General features: G+C 57.8%; 1 protein-coding gene. It reads right to left on the bottom strand.

Annotated features, from left to right (window positions below; translation table 11 throughout):
- Positions 1-833 precede the first annotated feature (833 nt).
- A complete protein-coding gene (locus EN780_RS31245) occupies positions 834-2060 on the bottom strand; it encodes an acetyl-CoA carboxylase biotin carboxylase subunit family protein (RefSeq protein ID WP_128276201.1) in 1227 nt (408 codons plus the stop codon).
- Positions 2061-2879 lie beyond the last annotated feature (819 nt).

Genomic DNA, 2879 nt, shown 5'->3' with positions numbered 1-2879 from the left:
ATGCTGATGATGGCAGCGGGGATGGGCTTCAGCGAGACGGTGCTGGTGACGGAAAAAGGCCCGGAACGCCTGACCACCATGGAGCGCAAGCTCTTCTCGCGTACCTAAGCACCCCATTCAAGATGGCAAAGCACATGCGACCAGTCATAGGAATCGTCAGCAATTTCGACGTGGAAAAGGATGGTTACTTCTGTCTCGTCCACTATGTAAGCGCAATCGAGAAAGCCGGCGCTGTTCCGCAGGAGCCAACATGAAATACGACAAATCGATTTTTCAGACTAAGCTCCGGGCTCGCGCGTTCTGGGCCACGAGGCGAACACCATCGAGGTGCTCGTCCATCGCGGCCACAATCGACTCCGTGGCCCAGATGCTCAACCCATCGATGAAGAAGCTACTGCTTCAACAACACACTCACAAACGTCGTTCGAAGGGGCTCTCGTCTGGACATTCCTCCGACCTGCCAGCATCCCGAATCGCCAGTCCCCACGAGTGGTAATCTGGAGGCTTCTGTGGGGACCGCAATGCGTCGAGAGCTAAGAGCGCTGGCCAAGCGCTGTGCCATCAATCAGGAGGGCGGGGCGATGCGCTCGGGCCCGCGCGGTTCTGCAGGCGGGAGAACATGATCAGACTAGCCATCAACGTGCAACTCGGTCTGGACGCGCCGAGCAAGATGTAGGAAGTGGGCAGACAGGGCGCTCTCGCTTGCAAATAGCCGGCAAGAGCTGGACCGATGGGGCGAGTCCATAGTGCCGGAGGTGCGTGGCCATTGCCGCGGCGATCGGGGCCAGCACAGCTCTCTGGCGCCGCTCGGAGGAGGCAACGGGCTGCAGATTCTATTCGCCAGCAGGGGTCGGAAAAGGCGTGATCGACCAATGGATCAAGTCAACGGCACGCTGAAGTATCGCCTCGGTTCCAGCACGGCTGGGGGAAGCGGCCATGACATATCCGATAGAGTCTCGGTAATCTCCCTTCCTTATGATCGACGTCTTGGGTTTTGCGTACAACTTAACCTCGGTGACACCTGGTATAGCACCCGCGCGACCGTCTCCGTCGATCCAATCGAGGATGCCATCGCGATCAGGAAGTAGAGCCCGCCATGCTGCGACATTCGAATGCCGTCTGCGCAAATTCCATTCGTCGCCGATGACAAGCTTGATGTGCTCGCTGATGAGATCGATGCCGTAAGCCAGCTGAACCGAGAGAGTGCCGCCAGCCATACGGGGATTGACTTCAATGACGACTGGGCCACGCTTCGTCCACCGGAGCTCAATGTTCGTTGGCCCCCAGCCAAGGTCGAGAGCCCGCAAACAGCGCAACGAAAGATCGGCGATACGCCTATGCTCGTCATCACTCAGCGGGGCTGGGCAGATGCACTGATGAAAGACGAAATGCGGTGGCGGGCTGAAGTCAGCAGCGGCAATCCCAATGACCTCATTTCCCATTATATGAGTGCAATAATAGGGGCCTTGTGCGAATTCTTCGACCAGGATTGGGGAAGACTGCGTGAGGTCCCCGCCCAACAGATGGTTCGTGTGTTCGGCCACCTCTTCGACATTGCGGCACAAGCGGACACCGATGCTGCCGCTGCCGATGGCTGGCTTAAGAACTACCGGCAGCCCGACCTCCGCTGCAAAGCTTTGAACCTCCGTCGCATTCGCTGCCAAGCGATAAGCAGGCATTGGAACATCGGCCTCCGCGAGGAGCTGACGTTGAGTGTACTTGTCGCAGCATCTTTCAATGGATATGGGGTCCGGCCCCGGCAGATCGAAATGCTGGCAGAGCTTGCCAACTGTCGCAGAGACTGACTCGTCACTGCCCGCAAAGCCCGTAATGCCAGCAATGTCATACCTCACGTTTAACCGGGAACATTCGCGGATCAGCGCATCAAGATTGCCTGAATCGACTTGGATTGCCTCAAGCTTTTCGGCCGCAAGATAATCGTATTGAGTTGGGTCGGCCGACAGGGTAATTGGACAAAGGCCAAGACGCTGAGCCGCTCGGACGTAGAGCGGACCATTGGCCCTATGACCTTCAATCAGGATGAGCGCTCTCTGTTCCATTGGCGATGACCTCCATTGCGTGCTGTGCGGCGGTCTCAGCGTAAACAGGCTTCAGCTTTGTAGCCGTGCGACCCCGGACACGTACTAAGTACCAGCGTCAGCGACCTGCAGTCGCAAAGGTTCTGTAAATTTGTTTGAAGGACCTGTTATAGCCGTTCGACTTGCCGGCGGTGTGGCACGGGGACCCTCAACGAAGTTCGGGGGCTTGCGATGTTCAAGGGCGTCGGTTTCAATTAGTGGGTCTTGCTTAGTGTGTGCGCTGGCCCCCAATCTGTAGTTTGAACCTGCGTGGTCGGGAAATGGCCGCGAGGCACCGCTACCGACCAAACGACCATCCAGCCTTGAGCCGCTGGGCTCTTTGCTGGAACTTTCAATCGACGCAAGCGCAACCTGAGCGACAAATGGCATATTGATAACACCTTCAATGCCTATGCCGGGTCAGCCAACAGCGTCGGGTGACCCGGTCGAGTTCTTCAATAACATCGAGATCATTTCCACGCTTGCAATCGCCACCGGCTGACTGAGTCAGTGGTGCGGTTGAGCATCGTTATCCAGCTACAGCAGTTCGCGGGTGTCTAATGGCCGCGGCCATCAGCAGCCGACAGACACCCCGCGCAGTCTGTAAAGCCGACTTTTCGAGACCACTTGCGCAGCAAGGAAGTCCTCTGATCCGGGTGAACGACGTCCTGGAATGAAGCGGCGGGAATGGAAGGCGAATGGAGGAGCGCGTTGGCATCCGCGCTTGTCGGGCTCGACCGGCGGCTTAGCGATGCAGCAGCATCCGGGATGCTCGCGAGGCACTCCGCGACAAAGTTCTCA

This window comes from Mesorhizobium sp. M4B.F.Ca.ET.089.01.1.1 (assembly GCF_004022605.1).
Taxonomy (GTDB): Bacteria; Pseudomonadota; Alphaproteobacteria; order Rhizobiales; family Rhizobiaceae; genus Mesorhizobium; species Mesorhizobium abyssinicae.
The sequence above is the reverse complement of the archived record's forward strand: the minus strand, read 5'-3'. Positions and strand labels throughout refer to the sequence as shown.

Excerpts from the sequence above, each read along its gene's own strand:
- EN780_RS31245 (WP_128276201.1), bottom strand. The coding sequence starts at position 2,060 with ATGGAACAGAGAGCGCTCATCCTGATTGAAGGTCATAGGGCCAATGGT.